This is a genomic window from Bradyrhizobium sp. BRP19, from assembly GCF_020194195.1.
Lineage (GTDB): Bacteria > Pseudomonadota > Alphaproteobacteria > Rhizobiales > Xanthobacteraceae > Bradyrhizobium > Bradyrhizobium yuanmingense.
Genome location: NZ_JADYVZ010000109.1, coordinates 1 through 453 on the forward strand (window position 1 = coordinate 1; position 453 = coordinate 453).

At 64.5% G+C, this 453-nt stretch carries 1 protein-coding gene; it reads right to left on the minus strand.

From position 1 onward, the window contains the following. Positions 1–134: 134 nt before the first annotated feature. On the minus strand, positions 135–453 hold a 319-nt coding region (locus I6F36_RS38720; RefSeq protein WP_276573756.1), incomplete at its 5' end, for an alpha-isopropylmalate synthase regulatory domain-containing protein.

Genomic DNA, 453 nt, shown 5'->3' on the forward strand with positions numbered 1-453 from the left:
GGCGGGCAAGGAACTCGCGCCCGACGTGGCGCGGCGGCTGTAAGAGTTCACTCGCTCGGAAACGTCACCGCCTCGGTGCGGTTGCCGTCTGTGCGGGTGCATGCCAGGTCCGCCGTTGGCGGGCCGCCGGCGGCTCACCCCGGGGCGCCTGATTTCACCAGCTTGTAGAACACCGAATCCATCAGCGCCTGGAACGAGGCATCGATGATGTTCGGCGACACGCCGACCGTGGTCCAACTCTCGCCGGTCTCATCTTCGCTCTCGATCAGCACGCGCGTCACCGCCTCGGTACCGCCATTGAGGATACGCACGCGGTAATCGATCAGCTTCAATCCCTCGATATATTTCTGGTACTTGCCGAGATCCTTGCGCAAGGCGACGTCGAGCGCGTTCACCGGACCGTTGCCTTCGGCAGCCGAGATCAGCCGCTCGCCGGCGACGTTGACCTTCACC